The 1,084-nt window shown below is 67.0% G+C and carries 1 protein-coding gene; it reads right to left on the bottom strand.

Annotated features, from left to right (window positions below):
• Positions 1–88: 88 nt before the first annotated feature.
• On the bottom strand, positions 89–1,084 hold a 996-nt coding region (locus ACIBHY_RS54740), incomplete at its 5' end, for an IS110 family transposase (protein WP_397311094.1).

Raw genomic sequence — 1,084 nt, 5'->3', positions numbered from 1 at the left:
CTAGTCCGAAAATCGGAGAGTTAGCGGGCAGGCGGCAGCGGACCCTGGCGTGTGGTGGCGCGTCGGGGTTCGTGATCAGCGTGGCTGGTCAGGCAGGTTCGAGGGTGACGCGGTAGCCGAGGGCTTCGAGCTGGCGGATGTGGTTGCGTTTCTTGCGTTCGGGACCGAGTCGTCGGTCGTAGAAGTCGGCGCCCAGGTCGATGAAACGCGCGTCGGGGTCGGACAGCAGGTGCCAGATGATAGTCAAGATCGAGCGGCCGACCGCGACGATCGCGCGTTTGGTGCCGCGGCGGCGGGCGATGCGCCGGAAGCGTTCGCCGAGGAAGGTGTGGCTTTTGCCGGCGACCACAGCCGCTTCACCCAGGACACGGGCCAAGTAGCGGTTGCCGTGGCCGGTGGCGCCGCGGCCTTTGCGCTTGCCCGCCGATTCCCGCACGCCGGGTGCGAAGCGGGCCCAGGAAGCCAGGTGAGCGGCGGTGGGAAAGCGGCTCATGTCCAGGCCGATCTCGGCGATGATCGCTCGGGCGGCGATGGCACCGATGCCGGGAATCTCATCCAGCCGGTCGATCGCCGTGCCCGCGAAAGGGGAGATCAGCTCCTCGATCGCAGTGTCGACCTGCGCGATGTCGTGGTTGACCTGGTCGACGCGGGCCAGCATGGTGCGCAACAGGAAGCTGTGGTGTTCGGTGAAATGCCCGGTGAACGCCTCTTCCAGTTGGCTGATCTTCTTGCGGAGGCTGGAGCGAGCCAGTTGCGCCAGCACACGAGGGTTACGTTCCCCGGCGATCAACGAGGCCATCATCGCCCGGCCGGAGACACCGAAGATGTCCGAGGCGACCACCGACAGCTTGATCTGGGCGTCCTCCAGTAATTTCTCGGCGCGCTGCATCTCGGCAGTACGCGCGCCGATCAGATCGACCCGATAGCGGGCCAGGTCCCGCAGCTGACGAATCTCGGGCGGGGGGACGAAACTGGGCCGCAGCATCTGCCGCTCGGCGACCTTGGCCAGCCACACCGCATCCAGCCGGTCGGTCTTCGGGCGGCCGGGCAGGTGTTTGACATCGCGGGCGTTGACCAGCCACAC

Source organism: Nonomuraea sp. NPDC050547, from assembly GCF_044457345.1.
In the GTDB taxonomy this organism is placed as follows: domain Bacteria; phylum Actinomycetota; class Actinomycetes; order Streptosporangiales; family Streptosporangiaceae; genus Nonomuraea.
This window is presented reverse-complemented; position numbering and strand designations above follow the sequence as displayed.